Origin of the sequence: Paracoccus rhizosphaerae (assembly GCF_026162645.1) — a bacterium.
GTDB lineage: Bacteria > Pseudomonadota > Alphaproteobacteria > Rhodobacterales > Rhodobacteraceae > Paracoccus > Paracoccus rhizosphaerae.
The window spans coordinates 1-16,491 of the sequence record NZ_JAOTBE010000069.1; the positions used below are offsets into that span (position 1 = coordinate 1).

Genomic DNA, 16,491 nt, shown 5'->3' on the forward strand with positions numbered 1-16,491 from the left:
CGCCCACGACGAAGCGGTCGTAATGCGTATAGACCAGCCGGATCTGCCCTTCCGCGAACAGCCCCTGCGCCAGGAAGTGCCGGCGCAGCGTCTCGGTGTCCATGCCCTTGGCGTGCTCCGGATGGATCGCGTGGCGGGTCTCGACATGGGTCATGGATAGGGTCCTTTCAGAAGAATCGTGGGTTCAGAGGCCTGCAAGGCGCGGCAGCCACATCACGATGCCCGGTACATAGGTCACCAGCAGAAGCACCGCGAAGAGCAGAAGGTAGAACGGTCCAAGCGCGCGGATCGCGGTCTCGACGCGAACCCTGGCGACGCCCGCGCCGACGAAAAGGCCGGTCCCGACCGGAGGCGTGATCGTCCCGATCGCGAGATTGAAGATCATCACCACCCCGAAGTGAACGGGGTCCATGCCGACCTTCTGCGCGATCGGCAGCAGGATCGGGGTGAAGATCAGGATCGCCGGGCCCATGTCCATGAAGCAGCCGACCACCAGCAGCAGGATGTTGATGATCAGCAGCACGATCAACGGGTTCTCGGAGATCGCCAAAATCAGACCGCTGACGGCGGCAGGGATGCCGGTGAAGGCCATCGCGAAGCTGAGCGCGGCCGAAGCGGCCAGCAGCAGCATGATCGTGCCGGTCATCTGCACCGTCTCGATCAGAAAGCCCGGCAGGGCGCTGACCGGAACGGTGCGGTGGATCACGAAGGCCAGCAGCATGGTGTAGATGACGGCGATGCCGGACGCCTCGACCGCGGTGACGATGCCCAGCATGATGCCGCCGATGATCAGCACGATCAGCATGAGGCTGGGAAGCGCCCGCAGCGTGACCTGGGCTGCATCGCGCAGCGAGGGCCGCGGCGCGCCCCGCCAGCCCCGGCGGCGCGCGATGATCCCGGTCATCACCATCAGCCCCAGTCCCCACAGCACCCCGGCCACCGCACCCGCCAGGAACAGCGCCGCGATGGATGCGCCGCCGGCGACCAGCGAGTAGATGATGAAGGCCGTCGAGGGCGGGATCAGCATGCCCGTCGGCGCGCTGGCGATGTTGACGGCGGCGGCGAAGCCTGGATCGTAGCCCTCGCGCTTTTGCATCGGCACCATGACGCCTCCGATCGATGTCGAGGCCGCGATGGCCGAGCCCGAGATCGCACCGAAGAGCATGTTGCCCGCGATGTTCGTCTGCGCCAGCGAGCCGGGCACCCGCCCCGCCAGCAGCTTGGCGAAATCGACCAGCCGCACCGCGATCCCGCCCGAATTCATGATGACGCCGGACAGGATGAAGAACGGCACCGCCAGCAGCGTGAAGCTGTCGAGGCTGGCCAGCATCTTCTGCGCCGATGTGAACAGCGCCATATCGAAGGGCAGGACCAGCAGCAGCGCCGCGATGGCGGCGGCGGTGATCGCCAGCGCCAGCGGAATGCCCAGGATGGCGAGGCCGCCGAAGACGCCCAGCAGGATCAGGCTTGCAGTTCCGGCCATCTCATTCCCCCGGCAGTTCGGCCATGTCCTCTGCCGGGACATGGTGGCTGCGGCCGCGCATCAGGTCGGCAGCGTTGAGGCCCGCATAGAGCAGCATCACCCCGCCGCTGACCGGCAGCGACAGATAGACCCAGCTCATCGGCAGGCGCAGGACGGCACTTGTCTGGCGGGCCGCAATCTCGACCCCGCGCATCCCGCCCCAGATCAGGACGACCGCCGCGAACAGGGTGAAGGCCAGCACGATCAGCCCCTCCAGCCGAAGCTGCCAGCGTCGGGACAGCCAGCCGCGCAGCATGTCGATCGACAGGTGGCTGCCCTGCCCCACGGCATAGGCGGCCCCCAGCATCGACATCCAGATGACCCCGTATCGCAGCACCTCCTCGGTCACCGAGGAGGGCGCGTTCAGGGCGTAGCGGCTGACAACCTGCCAAGCCAGAACCACGACCAGCACAAGAAGAAGGCCGCAGCACAGACCGCCTACCGTCAGATCGAGGATGCGCCGCAGCCGGTCCATCAGGCGCCCCCGGCGCCCTGGATCTGCTCGACCACGGCGGCGCTTTCTTCGGGCAGCTCGTCATAGATCGGGGCGACGGCTTCGCGGAAGGGGGCGACATCGACCTCGTGGAACGTGACGCCGAACTGTTCCTGCGCCTCGGTGGCAGCGGCGTCCACGGCCTTGTCCCAGACCGACTTGTGGAAGGCGGTCGATTCCACGGCGGCTTCGCGAACGGCGGTTTGATGCTCTTCCGACAGGCGATCCATCGCGGCGGTGCCGATCAGCAGGATGTCAGGGATGCGCGTGTGGCCGTCCAGCGTGTAGTGCTTGGCGACCTCGGCATGGCGGGCGATGGTCAGCGCGAACTCGTTGTTCTCGGCCCCGTCCAGAACGCCCTGCTGCAGCGAAGTATAGACCTCGGCCTGCCCCATTGCGACGGGGGTGGCGCCCAGCAGTTCTGTCATGCGAATGGCGGTCGGGCTTTGCAGCACGCGGATCTTGAGGCCGGCAAGGTCGTCCACCGACTCCACGGGCTTGTTCACGGTATAGAAGTTGCGCGCGCCGGAATTGTAATAGGTCAGGCCCTGAAAGCCCAGATCGGCGGTCGACTGGTAGATCGGGTCCATGATCGCCGCATCGTCCATCGCACGGTAGAAATGGTCCTGATCGTCAAACAGGTAGGGCAGCGGGAAGACGCCGTAGACCGGCGCAAAGCTTTCCAAGAGCCCGCCCGAGACCTTGGTCATATCCAGCGCGCCGCCCTGCAACATCTCGACCATCTCGCGCTCGCCGCCCAACTGGCCGTCGGGGAAGAACTGGACGGTGACTTCACCGGCGGTCTTTTCCTCGACGAGGCGGGCGAACTCCTCCATCGCCTCGACGGTGGGGGTGGCGTTCTGGGCATAGCCGAAGCGCAGCGTCTCGGCCTGGGCGGCACTGGCGGCCAGGATCAGCGCCAGTGCGGTCAGGGTCTTGGTCATTGTCTCTCCTCCCATGAAAGATCGCGCGTCAGATGTAGCCGCGCAGGTATTCGGCCAGGGCCAGCATCGCCATCGCCTGCCCGTAGGGCATCGAGGTGCGGGGGATCTGGCGGTAATAGTCGAGATCGCTGCCCATCGCGGTGCCGAAGGACACGTTCTGCAGCTCTCCGTCGGGGCTGATGTTGTCGATGACGGCCTTGATGGCACGCTCGGCCACAGGGGCGTAGTCGGCAGGCAGGTAGCGGCGGCGGACGCCCTTCAGCAGGCCATAGGCAAAGCCGGCGGTCGCCGAAGCCTCGAGGTAGCTGCCGCTGTCGTCCAGCAGCGTGTGCCAGAGGCCGCTGTCGTCCTGCATGTCCTTCAGCGCACGCGCCTGCCGCTCGAACAGCGACAGAAGGTGGCGGCGGGTCGGATCGCCCTCGGGCAGGTTCAGCAGTTCGATGAACTCGGGGATGACGATGGTGATCCAGCTGTTCCCGCGCGCCCAGAGCGCGCGGGCGAAGTTGTGGTCGCCGTCGAAGGTCCAGCCGTGGAACCACAGCCCGCTCGACGTGTCTGCCAGATACTGCGCGTGCAGCAGGAACTGGTATTTCGCTTCCTCGACATAATGCGGGCGGTCCAGCACAAGGCCGATCTTGGCCAGCGGCATCACCGACATCATCAGCGTATCGTCCCACAACTGCTGGTCATTCACGCTGTTGTAGACGATGTGCTGCAGCCCGCCTTCGCGGGTGCGCGGCATCTCGTGCATCACCCATTCCGCCCAGGTATCCAGGTAGGGCAGCCACATCGGGTTGCGTTCACGCTCGTAGAGATGCGCCAGCGTCAGGAAGGGCGCGACGGTATTGATGTTCTTTGTCGGTGTTCCCTCGGCCAACCTTGCGTCGAACCAGTCGCGGATGATCGCCTGAGCCTTGGTGCTGCCGGTCAGTTGACCGTATTGCAGCAGTCCGTAAAGCCCGATGCCATGGGTCCATTCCCACCCGGCCCATCCCTTGGTGTCGATCACGCGCCCGTCTTCCAGCCGAAGCAGGAACTCGCCCGTCTCGTCGGTGATGTTCACCAGGTTGTCGGCCAGCCGTTCGATCAGGCCGGCAACCTCGCTGCGCGAGATGAAGCGGTTCTTCTGCCGCAGAAGCGGGTGCATCAGTCTTCCTCCTTTTTCGGAACGTCGTTCCGGAAATCAAAGAAGCACAGTCCGTTTCGCAAATCAACTGCCATTTTCTGCTGAGATTTGGCAGCATGTGCTTGACACTCGGCACTTACCACGGTTTTTCAAAACAGTGTTCCGAAAAAAGAAGAACAGTGATGACGACGAGACCGCAGAAGACCGAGAATGCCGCCGCCGTGCTGAAGGTGTTCGCCGTTCTCGAATCATTGGCCGAGGAGCGCCGCGCGAGCCTGGCCGACATCGCGCAGCGGGCGATGACCTCGAAGACGACCGCGCACCGGCTTTTGCAGACAATGCTGGACCTCGGCTATGTCGAGCAGGACCGCGAGACGGAAAAATACGCGCTGACGCTGAAGCTGTTCAGCCTGGGCGCCCGCATCCTGCGCGGGCAGGAGGACCTGCTGCGCGCCTGCGACCGCGAGATGGGCAAGCTGTCGCGCGCCACGGGCGAATCGATCAACCTCGGCGTCATGGACGATTTCGACCAGCGCGTGGCCTATATCCATAAGTATGACAGCGCCTATAACCTGTCGATGCAGTCTACCCTGGGCAAGCGGAACCCGCTGCACTCGACCTCGCTCGGCAAGGCACTGCTGGCCTTTCGCGACGACGATGAGATCGCCGAGCGGCTCGCCGCGATGGATCTGAAGAAGCTCGCCCCCCGCACGATCACCGACGCCGAGGCGCTGCGGGCCGAGCTGGCCACCACCCGCGCGCGCGGCTATGCCGAAGAGATCGAGGAGTCCGAGGCCGGGGTGCGCTGCATGGCCGCGCCGGTGATGGATCACGCCGGCAGATCGGTGGCGGCGATCAGCATCGCTTTTCCGCTGGTGCGCTTCGACGAATCGCGCAAGGCGGAATATGTGCGCCTGCTGACCGAAGCGGGACGCGCAGCCTCGACCGCGCTCGGCTACGCCTGACACGCTGCACGCCAGCGTTCGGCGTAATCCGCCAGCCCCTCGGTCCGGGGCGTCCACTCCCGCGTCTGCGGCGGGCGCGCCTCGGGCAGGCAAAGCATCGCCGCACCGACGCTGGTGCCGGTCGCCGAAGCCGCGACCGAGATGCCGCCCGCCGTGACCGTCGCCAGCATGTCAAGATAGTCAGGATTTCTGGCAAATGGCCCCTCGACGATGACCGGCCCCGCCGCCCCCGCCAGATCCAGACAGGTGCGCGTCATCAGCCCCAGATACCAGGCCAAGGCGGCCATGCGCTGCCCCTCGGTCGCAGGATCGCCACTCCAGCCGCCGCTGCGGTCCGGGTACGGCCCGCAGCCCGGCTGCACCGCCGGCAGCAGCATCACACCATCCCGCAGCACCGCCGCACGGTCGGCCGCATCCGGCACGGCTCCACTGCCCGCGCGAATGATCTCGTATTCTCGCCCGCCCATGAATCGCGCCGAGGGCACCGGTTGGCCGAGCGCGCTGACATTGACCAGCACGTCCCGCACCGGGTCCAAAGTTCCGGGCTGCCCCCCGACCGCCATCGCGACGACCCACGTCCCGGTCGACACCACTGCAAATGGTCCCTGTCGCCCCAGGAGATGGGGATAGAGAGATGCGTTGCTGTCATGGATGCCCACCACGACAGGCGTGCCCTGGGGGATTCCGGTCACTGCGGCGATCTCGGCGGTGACGCAGCCCAGCACCTCGTCAGCGCGGCGGGCGGGGGCGATCCTGTCCTCAAGCCCGAGCGCCGCCACCAGGGGTGAGAAACGCCCCTGCCACGGGTCCCACAGGTCTGTGTGGCAGCCAAGCGAGGTCACGTCACTGGCCAGCTGGCCCGTCAGGCGCCAACCCCAGTATTGCGGATAGGTCACGACATGCGCGACCCGCTCGCGCACCCCGGGCTGCCCCAGCAACCAGCGCAGTTGCGCCCCGAGGTTCAGCCCGCCCGGCAGGCGCGGCGAGCCGCTCGCCGCAAAGCCGGGCCGCAGCGCGTCATAGGCCGGATCGGCCGGGATCTGATGCTCGTAATCCAGCATCGGCGCGGCCAGCCCGCCGTCCGCGTCCAGCAGCACCGCCGCCGCGCCATGCGTCGTCACCGAGATCGCATCGATCCCGTGCGCCTCCTGCATCTGCCGCAGCCCGTCCAGGAAAAAGGCCCAGTGCCCGTCCAGGTCCATATGCGGCCAGGGGGGCCCCGGCAGGACGCGGTTCGGTCGGGTCAGGACGGCGATCTCGGCCAAGCTCTCGCCATCGACCAGCGCGAGCTTGGCGTTGGTCTTGCCAACATCCAGAACGGCAATCCGCCTCATGGCAGGTAAAACATCGGGACCAGCGGCACGACGATGGGCTCATTGTCCGGATGCGTCTGCATCAGGTCGGCCATATGCGCCCACCAGCGCTGCATCACCGGATGCGCGGATAGATCGTCCATGCCGTGATCCTCGAGGCGCGTGAGCATCCCGAAGAGGGCGTTCGTCTCGGGGTCAAGATGGATCGAGTAGTCGCTGACCCCGGCGCCGCGCAAGAGCTCGGCCAGTTCCGGCCAGATCTCGTCATGGCGGCGGCGATATTCCTCGGCCGCACCGGAGTTCAGCATCATGCGAAAGGCGTATTTCGGCATCAGGTCCTCAGTTTGGAAATCAGACGCGGGATGGCGATCACGCCGATCAGCAGCGCGCCCACGACGATGGACATCACGATCCCCGGGACGTTCAGAAGGCCCAGCCCGAAGGTCACCAGCCCCATCACGATGGCGGCCAGCACGACCCCGAGGATGGTGCCCGACCCGCCGAGGATGCTGACCCCGCCGAGAACGACGATGGTCACGACCTCAAGCTCGAACCCCGCCGCGATGGAAGGCCGCGTCGAGCCGAGGCGCGAGGTCAGGCAGACGGCCGCCACCCCGCTCATCAACCCGGTCAGCAGGAACAGGATGAAGCGGATGCGGTCCACGCGGATGCCGGAAAAGCGCGCGGCGACCGGGTTGTTGCCGATGGCATAGACCATGCGGCCAAAGCTGGTGCGGTGCAGCAGCGTGCCGAAGACCACCGCGGCGAAGGTAAAGATCACGAGTTCGACCGTGATGACCCAGAAGACATAGCCCTGCCCGAACCAGGCGAAGCCCGCCGGATAGCCAGTGAAGGCGGTGTCCCCCAGAACGATGTAGCTGATCCCGCGGAACAGGCTCATCGTGCCGATGGTCACCACGATCGAGGGCAGGCCCAGCCCCGCCACCAGCGCGCCGTTGAACGCGCCGCAGAGAAGCCCGGTGCCAAGCCCCGCCAGCACAATCAGCGGTGTGCCGGCCCCAAGGCTCATCGCCATGCCCATCGCGGTCGAGGCGAGCGCGATGATTGCGCCCACCGACAGGTCGATCTCTCCTGCGACGATCAGCATGGCCATCGCGAAGGCAATCATCGCCTTTTCGGTGAAATTGAAGGTGGCGTCGGAAAGATTCCACGGGTCGAGGAAATAGGGCGAAGCCATCGTGTTCAGAAGGAAGATCGCGACGGCGACGACCAGCAGCAGGCTCTCCCAGCTTTTCAGGGCGCGGGCGGCGGGGCTGGTCAGGCGGTCCGGGATCTGGCGGGCGGTTGCGGTCATGCTGCGGCCTCCTCGCGCTTGAGGATGATGCGGCCCGGCGCGCGGCGGGCCAGCGTGTTCACCGCGATGGCGATCAGGATCGCGCTGCCCGAGATCGCCATCTGCCAGAAGGGCGAGATGCCCACCACCGGCAGGGCGTTCTTGATGATGCCCAGGAACAGGGCGCCCATGACCGCGCCCGCGACGGTGCCCGCGCCCCCCGCGATGGCGATGCCGCCGATGACGCAGGCGGCCACGACGTCCAGTTCGAACCCGCCGGCGATGTCGACATAGGCGACGGCGTAGCGTGCGATCCACAGGTATCCGGTCAGCCCGGCCAGCGCGCCGGCCAGCACAAAGGCCGCGAACTGCGTGCGCCCGACCGAGATGCCCGCATAACCCGCCGCGTGCGGGTTGCCGCCCACGGCATAGAGCGCCCGACCAAGTGGCAGCCGCGCCACGGCCAGCCCCACCAGCAGCACGGCGACGATCATGATCCAGGCCATGACCGGCAGGCCCAACATCTCCGCGCGGGGCAGCGCCTTGAAGGTATCGCTCAGCTGGTGCGCGTTGATCCACGCGCCGTTCGTCAGCAGGAAGATCGTGCCGCGATAGATCGTCATCGTGCCGAGCGTCACGACGATCGACGGGATACCCAGCTTCCAGACCAGCAGCCCGTTCACCGCACCCAGGGCCGCGCCCATCGCGATGACGGCCGGCAGGATCACCGCCAGCGGCACGCCCATCCCGTCCAAAAGCGCTGCGACCATGCCGCACAGCGCGAGGTTCGCGGCGACCGACAGATCGATGCATTTCGTCAGGATCACCGTCATCTGGCCGAGCGCCAGCAGGATCAGCGGCGAGGTGTCGGTCAACACGCGCGCAAGGTTTGCGGGCGTGACGAAGGCCGGAAAGCGGCTGGCGATCAGCGCCAGAAGGGCCAGGATCGCAAGCGCCAGCACGGCCTCGCGGGATTTCAGGATGCTCATGCGGCCTCCTTGCGGTCTATGCCGACGGCAGCGCGGACGAGGTTTTCAGGTGTCATCCGGTCGCCCGCGAACTCGCCGGCGATGCGGCCCTCGCGCATGACGATGACGCGGTCGGACATGCCGAGGACCTCAGGGATCTCGCTGCTCACCATGATGACGGCCAGCCCCTGCCCCGCCAGTTCCGACATGAAGTCATGGACGGCGGCCTTCGACCCGATGTCGATGCCCTTGGTCGGCTCGTCCAGGATGATGACGCGGGGCCTCGTGGCCAGCCACTTGGCGATGACGACCTTCTGCTGGTTGCCCCCCGACAGCAGCGCGATGTCCTGATCGAGGCTTGCCGCCCGCAGGTCCAGCCGCTGCGTATAGTCGCGCGCCAGCTTGAACTCCTCGGCCAGCCGCAGGAAGCCCGCGCGGCCGGTGCGCGCCAGCGAAGGCAGGGTGACGTTCTGGAAGATCGGCAGGCCCTTGACCGCGCCCTGCGCGCCGCGATCCTCGGGGACGTAGACGATGCCGGCATCCACCGCCTGCGCGGTGCTGCGCAAGACGCGCACCTGACCGTCGATCCGGCAGGCCCCCTTCGAGGGCCGGGTGATGCCGAACAGCGCCTGCATCACCTCGGACCGGCCCGCGCCCACCAGGCCGTAAAAGCCGAGGATCTCGCCGGCGTGGAGGGTGAAGGTGATATCCTCGAACTCGGTCGGGTGGCTGTAGCCGGCGACCGTCAGCACCGGATCGCCGATCTGCGCCGGACGCTTGGGGTAGATCTGATCGACGCTGCGGCCGACCATGAGGCGGACCAGCTCGGCCTCCTCCGTGCCCGCCATCTCGCCCTCGCCGACGAATGTGCCGTCGCGGAAGACGGTCCAGCGGTCGGCGATGCGGAAGATCTCGTCGAACTTGTGGCTGATGAAGAGGATCGCCTTGCCCTGCCGCTTCAGCGTCTCGACCAGCTCGTAAAGCTCGGCGATCTCCTTGTGCGAAAGGGCGGCGGTCGGCTCGTCCATGATGACGACGCGGGCATCGACCGACAGCGCGCGGGCGATGGCGACAAGATGGCGGCTGGCGATGCCCAGATCACGCAGCTTCGCGCCCGCCGGGATGTCGGCGCCGATGCCGCGCAGGATCTTTTCGGCGCGGGCGCGCATGGCGCGGCGGTCGATCAGGCCCCACCGGGTGCGGGGGGCGTGGCCGATGAAGATGTTCTCGGCCACGGTCAGCTCGTCGAAGAGGACGGTTTCCTGGTGGATTGCTGTGACACCGGCGCAGTGGGCCGACTGCGCGTCGGGGAAGGTGACCGGCTGGCCGTCCAGCAGGATCTGGCCGCCGTCCGGCTGGTAGATGCCGGTCAGGACCTTCACGATGGTGGACTTGCCGGCACCGTTCTCGCCGATCAGCGCGGTGACCTGGCCGGGGAACAGGTCCAGCCGCACGCCGTCGAGCGCCCGGACGCCGGGAAATGTCTTCACGATGCCGCGAAGCGACAGCACGGGATCTGGCTGCATGGGAACGCCTTTCGGAAAGCCCCGGCGCGGATGGCCCGCGCCGGGGATCAGCGATCAGAAGATCGAGCTGAACTCGTCGATGTTGCTGGCGTCATAGGTGAACGGGTCGGCCATCGCGGCCTCGCCGTTCTCGTCCAGCGTCACCTCGCCCATCCGGCCGATCTGGATGGTGGCGCCCGGCTCGGCCGTCGCCTCGTCCGTCGCCAGCGCATGGGCGATCATCGTCGCGGAATAGCCCAGGTCGATCGGGTTCCAGATCGCGAAGCTCTGCGATGCACCGGACTTCACATGCCCCGCCATCTCGGACGGCAGGCCGAGGCCGGTCACGTTCACCTCGCCCACCTTACCGGCATCCGTGACGGCCTGCGCGGCGGCCACGATGCCGACGCTGGTCGGCGCGATGATCGCGTCGAGGTCCGGGTAGCTCTGCATCAGGCCCTGTGCCTCGCGATAGGACTTGTCGGCCAGATCGTCGCCATAGACCGTCGCGACCACCTCGATGTTCGGATAGTCGCCCATGACCTTCTGCATCTCCTCGATCCAGGTGTTCTGGTTGGTCGAGGTCGAGGTCGCCGACAGCACCGCGACCTGCCCGCCTTCCGGCAGGTGATCGGCGGCCAGCTTGATGATCGTGTTGCCGATCAGCGGGGCCGAGGACGGGTTCAGATGCATCTCGCGGCCCTCGGGGGCTACGCCGCTGTCCCAGCTGATCACGGTGATGCCGCGATCCATCGCGCGCTTCAGCGTCGGCACCAGCGCGTCCGTGTCGTTGGCGCTGACCGCGATCGCATCCACGCGCTGCGCGATCAGGCTGTTCAGCACCTCGATCTGACCCTCGGCCGTGGTGTCGGTCGGGCCGGTATAGATGATCTCGACATCGCCCAGCTCGGCCGCCGCTTCCTCGGCGCCCTTGGCGGCGGCCTCAAAGAAGCCGATGCCGAGCGCCTTGGCGACCAGCGCGATACGCACCGGCTCGTCCTGCGCCGAGGCAAGGCCGGGCGCCATCAGCGCCGATGCCATCGCGGCCGTCGTCAGAACCTTTCTCAACATGCTCACTCTCCTCCCCTATGAGCGATCCGCGCGTCATTCCTCCTGCGCGCGGGTCTTTTTGGCCGGCGCGGCGACGGGCGCCACGATCAGCCGGATCTCAGCCGCCTGCAGCATGGCGGCGGCGCGATCGTCGATGCCGTCATCGGTGATGACGGTGTGGATGCGGGCCAGCGGGCACAGCAGCAGGCTGGAACGCTGTCCGAACTTCGAGCTGTCGGCCAGCACGATCAACTCATCCGCCTGCCCGATCAGCTTCTGCTCGGCCTGGACCAGCAGCGGATCCCCCTCCATCAGACCCAGAGGGCCAAGGCCGCGGCATCCCATGAACATGCGCTTGGCGTAGAAATGGCTGCTGCCGTCGGCGTCGAAGGGCGACAGGATGATGTTCTGCTCGCGATAGATCGCGCCGGCGGGCAGCAGGACGGTGTTCTTCGACTGCTTCAGCAGATGCTCGGCAATCGGGAAGCTGTTGGTGAAGACCTGCAGCCGCTTCGTCGTCAGCGGGTGGACCATCTGGAACGTGGTCGTGCCGCCGTTGATGATGATCGCGTCGCCATCCTCGCACAGATCGACCGCTGCCTGCGCAATCGCGCGCTTCTGCGCGATGTTGATCGTTTCGTTGATGGCAAAGGGCCGCGCGTTGATCCCGACGAACTGCGGCGGATGGACCGCCTCGGCCCCGCCCCGCACCCGGCGCAGCTTCTTGGTCAGATGCAGCTGGGCGATGTCACGGCGCACCGTCGCCTCGGAAACACCGGTCAGTGCGCAGAGATCGGCCACGCTGACGACAGGCCGTTCCTGGACCGCCGACAGGATGATGCGATGACGCTCGGTTTCCAGCATGGTGTCTCCTCTTGCTGCTAGTTTCCAGCACGAACCATCATTGTCAATCATTTTCGCGCGCCTGTCGTATTCTGCACCTGCTAAATGATCGAACTTGATCGAAATTGATTGACCGGGTGGTGACGTCAAGGCTATCCGATGAGCGACAGAGGCGGCAGGTGCTGCCCGAATCGGGAGGATTCCATGACCGAGACCCTTGCCCGCCAGCGGCTTGAGAACCTGTGGGACGACGCCAAGGCCGCGTCCATGACCGAACCTGAGAAGCTGCTTTACCGCTCGAACCTGCTCGGCTCGGACAAGCGCGTGACGAATTACGGCGGCGGCAACACGTCGGCCAAGGTGATGCAGGCGGACCCGCTGACCGGCGATCAGGTCGAGGTGCTTTGGGTCAAGGGCTCGGGCGGGGATATCGGTTCCATGAAGATGGACGGGTTCTCAACGCTCTACATGGACAAGCTGCGCGCGCTGAAGGGCAAGTATCGCGGAGTGGCGCATGAGGACGAGATGGTCGGCTACCTGCCCCACTGCACCTTCGCGCTGAACCCGCGCGCGGCCAGCATCGACACGCCGCTGCACGCCTACGTCCCGCGGACCCATGTCGATCACGTCCATTCCGACGCGATCATCGCCATCGCCGCCTCGGCAAATTCGAAAGAGCTGACGGCCGAGATCTTCGGCGGCGAGATCGGCTGGCTCCCGTGGAAGAAACCGGGCTACGAGCTGGGTCTGTGGCTGGAAAAGCTGGCGACCGAGAACCCCGGCATGCGCGGCGCGGTGCTGGAAAGCCACGGCCTGTTCACTTGGGCGGATGATGCCAAGGACTGCTACCTGACCACGCTGGAGATCATCAACAAGGCCGCCGCCTGGCTCGAGGACCGCACCGCCGGCAAGCCGGCCTTCGGCGGCGCCAAGGTGCCGACGCTGGACGCGCCGCAGCGTCGCGACATCGCCGCGCGGCTGATGCCGGCGATCCGCGGCCTCATCTCGAAGGACCGCCACAAGGTCGGCCATTTCGACGACCAGCCCGCCGTGCTGGAGTTTGTCGGCTCGAACGCGATGGAGACGCTGGCGCCGATGGGCACATCCTGCCCCGACCACTTCCTGCGCACAAAGATCCGGCCGCTGGTGATCGACTTCGACCCGGCGAACCCCGATCTGGACGCGGTGCTGGCCAGTCTGCCGCAGGCGATCGCGGATTACCGTGACGACTACGCCGCCTACTATGACCGCTGCAAGAAATCCGACAGCCCGGCGCTGCGCGATCCGAACGCGGTCGTCTACCTGATCCCCGGCGTCGGCATGATCACCTTCGCGCTGGACAAGGCCACCGCCCGCATCTCGGGCGAGTTCTACGTGAACGCGATCAACGTGATGCGCGGCGCCAGCGCCGTCAGCACCTATCAGGGCCTGCCCGAGCAGGAGGCCTTCGATATCGAGTACTGGCTGCTGGAGGAGGCCAAGCTGCAGCGGATGCCCAAGCCGAAATCGCTGGCCGGGCGCGTCGCGCTGGTCACCGGCGGCGCGGGCGGCATCGGTGCGGCGACGGCTGAACGCTTCCTGCGCGAAGGGGCCTGCGTCATGCTGGCCGATATCGACGCGGGCGCGCTGATGACCGCGCATGAGGGGCTGGCCGGCAGCTTCGGCGCCGACGTGGTCCGCAGCGTCCAGATGAACGTCACCGACGAGACCCAGGTCGCCCGCGCCTATGCCGAGATGGCGGTGGAGTTCGGCGGCATCGACATTCTCGTCTCGAACGCCGGCATCGCGTCCTCGGCGCCCATCGAGGAAACCTCGCTGGCGCTCTGGAACAAGAACATGGACATCCTGTCCACCGGCTACTTCCTGGTCAGCCGCGAGGCGTTCAAGACCTTCCGCGCGCAGGACATCGGCGGCTCGGTGATCTTCGTTGCCTCCAAGAACGGCCTCGCCGCCAGCCCGAACGCCAGCGCCTATTGCACCGCCAAGGCCGCCGAGATCCACTTGGCTCGCTGCCTTGCGCTGGAAGGCGCGGCCGCCGGCATCCGGGTCAACGTGGTCAATCCCGACGCGGTCCTGCGCGGCTCGCGCATCTGGGAGGGCGAATGGCTGGACCAGCGCGCCAGCACCTATGGCACCGACAAGGAGGGGTTGGAGGAAATGTACCGCAACCGCTCGATGCTGAAACGCTCGGTCCTGCCCGAGGACATCGCCGAGGGGGCGTATTTCTTCGCCTCCGACCTGTCCGCGAAATCGACCGGCAACATCCTCAACGTGGACGCCGGCAACGTCCAGGCCTTCACGAGGTAAGCCATGATCGATCCTACACTGATCGAGGCGCAGAACGCCCCGCTGATTGCCGATCTTCAGGCCGATTACGACGCGCTCGGCACCCGCCTTGCCCGCCGCGGCGTAGATATCGAGACGCTGACGACCCGCGCCGCCAGCTTCGGCGTCGCCGTCCCCAGCTGGGGGACCGGCACCGGCGGCACGCGCTTCGCGCGCTTTCCCGGCAAGGGCGAGCCGCGCGGGATCATGGACAAGCTCGACGATTGCGGCGTAATCCACGCGCTGACCGCCGCGACGCCGACGGTCAGCCTGCACATCCCCTGGGACAGGGAAGACCCCGCCCTTCTGCGCGAAAAGGCCGAGGAAGTGGGGCTTGGCTTCGACGCCATGAACTCGAACACCTTCCAGGACCAACCGGACCAGGAACACAGCTACAAGTTCGGATCGCTGTCCCATACCGACGCGGCGGTGCGCCGGCAGGCGGTCGAGCACAACCTTGAATGTATAGAAATCGGCCAGCAGATCGGTTCGACCGCGCTGACCGTCTGGATCGGCGACGGGTCCAACTTCCCCGGCCAGACCTCCCTCTCGCGCCAGTTCGACCGCTACATGGAGGCGATGGGGCAGGTTTATGCCGGCCTGCCGGACGACTGGCGGCTGTTCTCCGAGCACAAGATCTATGAGCCCGCGTTCTACTCGACCGTCGTGCAGGACTGGGGCACCAGCCTGATGATCGCGCAGGAGCTTGGGCCCAAGGCGCAATGCCTCGTGGACCTGGGCCACCACGCGCCGAACGTGAACATCGAGATGATCGTCGCGCGCCTCATCCGCGCGGGCAAGCTGGGCGGCTTCCACTTCAACGACAGCAAGTATGGCGACGACGATCTGGACAGCGGCACCATCGACCCGTTCCGCCTGTTCCTGGTCTGGAACGAGCTGGTCGAGTTGGAGGACACGCCGGGCCTGAACCTGTCGCACATGATCGATCAGAGCCACAACGTCACCGATCCGATCGAGAGCCTGATCGTCTCGGCCAGTGAAATCCAGCGCGCCTTCGTGCAGGCTTCGCTGGTGGATCGCGCCGCGCTTGAAGGCTACCGGACCGAGAACGACGCGCTGATGGCGGCGGCGACGCTGCGCGCCGGGTTCCGCACGGATGTTGAGCCAATCCTGCAGATGGCGCGACTGCGCGCCGGCGCTGCGATCAATCCGGTGGCGGCATATCGCGCCTCTGGCTGGCGCACCCAAGTGGCCGAAAGCCGCCCGGCCGTGGCAGCGGACGGCGGCGGCATTGTCTGACCTCCGCGGGGCCGGATCCGGATCCCGATGGCCCGCCAAGATGGTACTCTCGATCCCCGGCGGCGAGAACAACTTGATGCTTCCGGCACCGTCTCTGACCGCTTCGGTATAGCATTGCGCGGGGGAACGCGGGCTGTCATCTGTCGCCGCTGTCCTGGGATTCGTCCTGAGGACAAACAGTGGCCGGAGATGTCACCACGATAGCGGGTGCAGGAACCAGCTCCAGGTCAACCATGTCAAAGGTGCCTGTCAGGCGGATCTAGCCCGGCCTGCGGCTGGACAGGATCCGGTTGAGGTAGCCATAGATGAACAGCTTGCGCATAACAGCAGGATGATATCCTGGCCGACCAGCGCAGGCGCAGCGCACAAATCCGAGCGCAGGCAGGTCCAGTTCATCAACGAAAGATGAACCACGCGAAGCCTATGATCCCCTCCGATCCAGTCGTCGAGCCGATCTGGAAACAGGACTGTCTCCTTCCGCGCAACGCCTTCGATAAAGCGCGACGCGCCGATCTCCTAGCGCCATGCCACATGCGGCGCCTTGAGCACGCTGGCGCTGAACGTTCAGCAGGGCCTCGGGCGCGATCCACATGCCGGAGGGATCTTCTGGTTACGCGGACGCAACGGCGACCTGGTCAAGTTACTCTGGCAGGACGGCGTCGGCACGTCGCTCTATCCCAAGCTGCTGGAGGCCTGGACGTTCATCTGGCCGACCAGCGCCACCGGCGGGTCAGGGCAGATTTCGGCGGCGCAGCTTGGGTATCTAGGGTCAGGATTCATAACCAATAGATGACGACAGCTGCGAGGGCGATCGCGGATAGGAAGACCTTTGGGCATCGGTCGTAGCGGGTCGCCACGCGCCTCCAGTCTTTAAGCCTGCCGA

15 protein-coding genes and 2 pseudogenes are annotated in these 16,491 nt (G+C 66.3%); 4 read left to right on the forward strand and 13 right to left on the reverse strand.

The genetic code is table 11. From position 1 onward, the window contains the following. Positions 1-184: 184 nt before the first annotated feature. From OC184_RS16750 to bglB, 4 genes are read right to left on the reverse strand one after another with little or no spacing between them, the layout of a single operon-like run. On the reverse strand, positions 185-1,483 hold the full coding sequence (locus OC184_RS16750) for a TRAP transporter large permease (protein WP_265508308.1): 1,299 nt from the start codon (positions 1,481-1,483) through the stop codon (positions 185-187). A 1-nt stretch (position 1,484) separates the two neighbouring features. Further along, complete coding sequence (locus OC184_RS16755; RefSeq protein ID WP_265508309.1) at positions 1,485-1,997, reverse strand: TRAP transporter small permease; 513 nt, start codon at positions 1,995-1,997, stop codon at positions 1,485-1,487. Beyond that, positions 1,997-2,959, reverse strand: coding sequence for a TRAP transporter substrate-binding protein (locus OC184_RS16760; protein WP_265508310.1), 963 nt, complete (start codon positions 2,957-2,959; stop codon positions 1,997-1,999). The genes OC184_RS16755 and OC184_RS16760 overlap by 1 nt, the downstream gene beginning before the upstream one ends. 28 nt (positions 2,960-2,987) lie before the next feature. Beyond that, the gene (bglB, locus tag OC184_RS16765) at positions 2,988-4,106 is read right to left on the reverse strand and encodes a beta-galactosidase BglB (RefSeq protein WP_265508311.1); all 1,119 of its coding nucleotides are present in this window, start codon (positions 4,104-4,106) and stop codon (positions 2,988-2,990) included. Positions 4,107-4,267: 161 nt separating this feature from the next. Here bglB and kdgR point away from each other — a divergent pair, with 161 nt between their 5' ends. Continuing rightward, positions 4,268-5,050, forward strand: coding sequence for a DNA-binding transcriptional regulator KdgR (gene kdgR / locus OC184_RS16770; RefSeq protein ID WP_265508312.1), 783 nt, complete (start codon positions 4,268-4,270; stop codon positions 5,048-5,050). Here kdgR and OC184_RS16775 read toward each other — a convergent pair. From OC184_RS16775 to OC184_RS16805, 7 genes are read right to left on the reverse strand one after another with little or no spacing between them, the layout of a single operon-like run. Further along, the gene (locus OC184_RS16775; RefSeq protein WP_265508313.1) at positions 5,041-6,384 is read right to left on the reverse strand and encodes an FGGY-family carbohydrate kinase; all 1,344 of its coding nucleotides are present in this window, start codon (positions 6,382-6,384) and stop codon (positions 5,041-5,043) included. The genes kdgR and OC184_RS16775 overlap by 10 nt on opposite strands. Continuing rightward, positions 6,381-6,695 carry an L-rhamnose mutarotase gene (gene rhaM / locus OC184_RS16780; RefSeq protein ID WP_265508314.1) on the reverse strand — a complete coding sequence of 105 codons (315 nt, stop codon included), beginning with the start codon at positions 6,693-6,695 and terminating at the stop codon, positions 6,381-6,383. Before rhaM ends, OC184_RS16775 begins: the two co-directional genes overlap by 4 nt. Then, positions 6,695-7,678, reverse strand: coding sequence for an ABC transporter permease (locus tag OC184_RS16785; protein ID WP_265508315.1), 984 nt, complete (start codon positions 7,676-7,678; stop codon positions 6,695-6,697). The genes rhaM and OC184_RS16785 overlap by 1 nt, the downstream gene beginning before the upstream one ends. Next, on the reverse strand, positions 7,675-8,646 hold the full coding sequence (locus OC184_RS16790) for an ABC transporter permease (RefSeq protein ID WP_265508316.1): 972 nt from the start codon (positions 8,644-8,646) through the stop codon (positions 7,675-7,677). Before OC184_RS16790 ends, OC184_RS16785 begins: the two co-directional genes overlap by 4 nt. Further along, positions 8,643-10,151 carry a sugar ABC transporter ATP-binding protein gene (locus tag OC184_RS16795; protein ID WP_265508317.1) on the reverse strand — a complete coding sequence of 503 codons (1,509 nt, stop codon included), beginning with the start codon at positions 10,149-10,151 and terminating at the stop codon, positions 8,643-8,645. The genes OC184_RS16790 and OC184_RS16795 overlap by 4 nt, the downstream gene beginning before the upstream one ends. A 54-nt stretch (positions 10,152-10,205) precedes the next feature. Further along, on the reverse strand, positions 10,206-11,201 hold the full coding sequence (gene rhaS, locus OC184_RS16800) for a rhamnose ABC transporter substrate-binding protein (protein ID WP_378926810.1): 996 nt from the start codon (positions 11,199-11,201) through the stop codon (positions 10,206-10,208). A 33-nt stretch (positions 11,202-11,234) separates the two neighbouring features. Then, on the reverse strand, positions 11,235-12,044 hold the full coding sequence (locus OC184_RS16805; RefSeq protein ID WP_265508319.1) for a DeoR/GlpR family DNA-binding transcription regulator: 810 nt from the start codon (positions 12,042-12,044) through the stop codon (positions 11,235-11,237). Between the two features lie 183 nt (positions 12,045-12,227). Here OC184_RS16805 and OC184_RS16810 point away from each other — a divergent pair, with 183 nt between their 5' ends. Then, positions 12,228-14,330: a bifunctional rhamnulose-1-phosphate aldolase/short-chain dehydrogenase gene (locus OC184_RS16810; RefSeq protein ID WP_265508320.1), complete on the forward strand. Its 2,103-nt coding sequence runs from the start codon at positions 12,228-12,230 to the stop codon at positions 14,328-14,330. A gap of 3 nt (positions 14,331-14,333) precedes the next feature. Then, positions 14,334-15,608, forward strand: coding sequence for an L-rhamnose catabolism isomerase (gene rhaI, locus OC184_RS16815; RefSeq protein WP_265508321.1), 1,275 nt, complete (start codon positions 14,334-14,336; stop codon positions 15,606-15,608). Between the two features lie 268 nt (positions 15,609-15,876). Here rhaI and OC184_RS16820 read toward each other — a convergent pair. After that, a pseudogene (locus OC184_RS16820) lies at positions 15,877-16,121 on the reverse strand (transposase); the annotation flags it as partial. Positions 16,122-16,149: 28 nt separating this feature from the next. Between OC184_RS16820 and tnpB the strand changes: the two are divergent. Next, entirely contained in the window at positions 16,150-16,401 is a 252-nt protein-coding gene (gene tnpB, locus OC184_RS16825; protein WP_265508322.1) for an IS66 family insertion sequence element accessory protein TnpB, read from the forward strand. On the opposite strand, the pseudogene OC184_RS16830 reads toward tnpB, so the two are convergent. Further along, positions 16,385-16,491: pseudogene (locus OC184_RS16830) on the reverse strand (IS5/IS1182 family transposase); the annotation flags it as partial. The gene tnpB and the pseudogene OC184_RS16830 sit on opposite strands and share 17 nt — an antisense overlap.

Bases quoted from the DNA above. Each gene is read 5' to 3' on its own strand.
- OC184_RS16795 (WP_265508317.1), bottom strand. From the start codon at position 10,151: ATGCAGCCAGATCCCGTGCTGTCGCTTCGCGGCATCGTGAAGACATTT.
- OC184_RS16805 (WP_265508319.1), bottom strand. From the start codon at position 12,044: ATGCTGGAAACCGAGCGTCATCGCATCATCCTGTCGGCGGTCCAGGAA.
- rhaS (WP_378926810.1), bottom strand. From the start codon at position 11,201: ATGTTGAGAAAGGTTCTGACGACGGCCGCGATGGCATCGGCGCTGATG.
- OC184_RS16750 (WP_265508308.1), bottom strand. From the start codon at position 1,483: ATGGCCGGAACTGCAAGCCTGATCCTGCTGGGCGTCTTCGGCGGCCTC.
- bglB (WP_265508311.1), bottom strand. From the start codon at position 4,106: ATGCACCCGCTTCTGCGGCAGAAGAACCGCTTCATCTCGCGCAGCGAG.
- OC184_RS16810 (WP_265508320.1), top strand. From the start codon at position 12,228: ATGACCGAGACCCTTGCCCGCCAGCGGCTTGAGAACCTGTGGGACGAC.
- OC184_RS16755 (WP_265508309.1), bottom strand. From the start codon at position 1,997: ATGGACCGGCTGCGGCGCATCCTCGATCTGACGGTAGGCGGTCTGTGC.
- OC184_RS16760 (WP_265508310.1), bottom strand. From the start codon at position 2,959: ATGACCAAGACCCTGACCGCACTGGCGCTGATCCTGGCCGCCAGTGCC.
- kdgR (WP_265508312.1), top strand. From the start codon at position 4,268: ATGACGACGAGACCGCAGAAGACCGAGAATGCCGCCGCCGTGCTGAAG.
- OC184_RS16790 (WP_265508316.1), bottom strand. From the start codon at position 8,646: ATGAGCATCCTGAAATCCCGCGAGGCCGTGCTGGCGCTTGCGATCCTG.
- rhaM (WP_265508314.1), bottom strand. From the start codon at position 6,695: ATGCCGAAATACGCCTTTCGCATGATGCTGAACTCCGGTGCGGCCGAG.
- OC184_RS16775 (WP_265508313.1), bottom strand. From the start codon at position 6,384: ATGAGGCGGATTGCCGTTCTGGATGTTGGCAAGACCAACGCCAAGCTC.
- OC184_RS16785 (WP_265508315.1), bottom strand. From the start codon at position 7,678: ATGACCGCAACCGCCCGCCAGATCCCGGACCGCCTGACCAGCCCCGCC.
- rhaI (WP_265508321.1), top strand. From the start codon at position 14,334: ATGATCGATCCTACACTGATCGAGGCGCAGAACGCCCCGCTGATTGCC.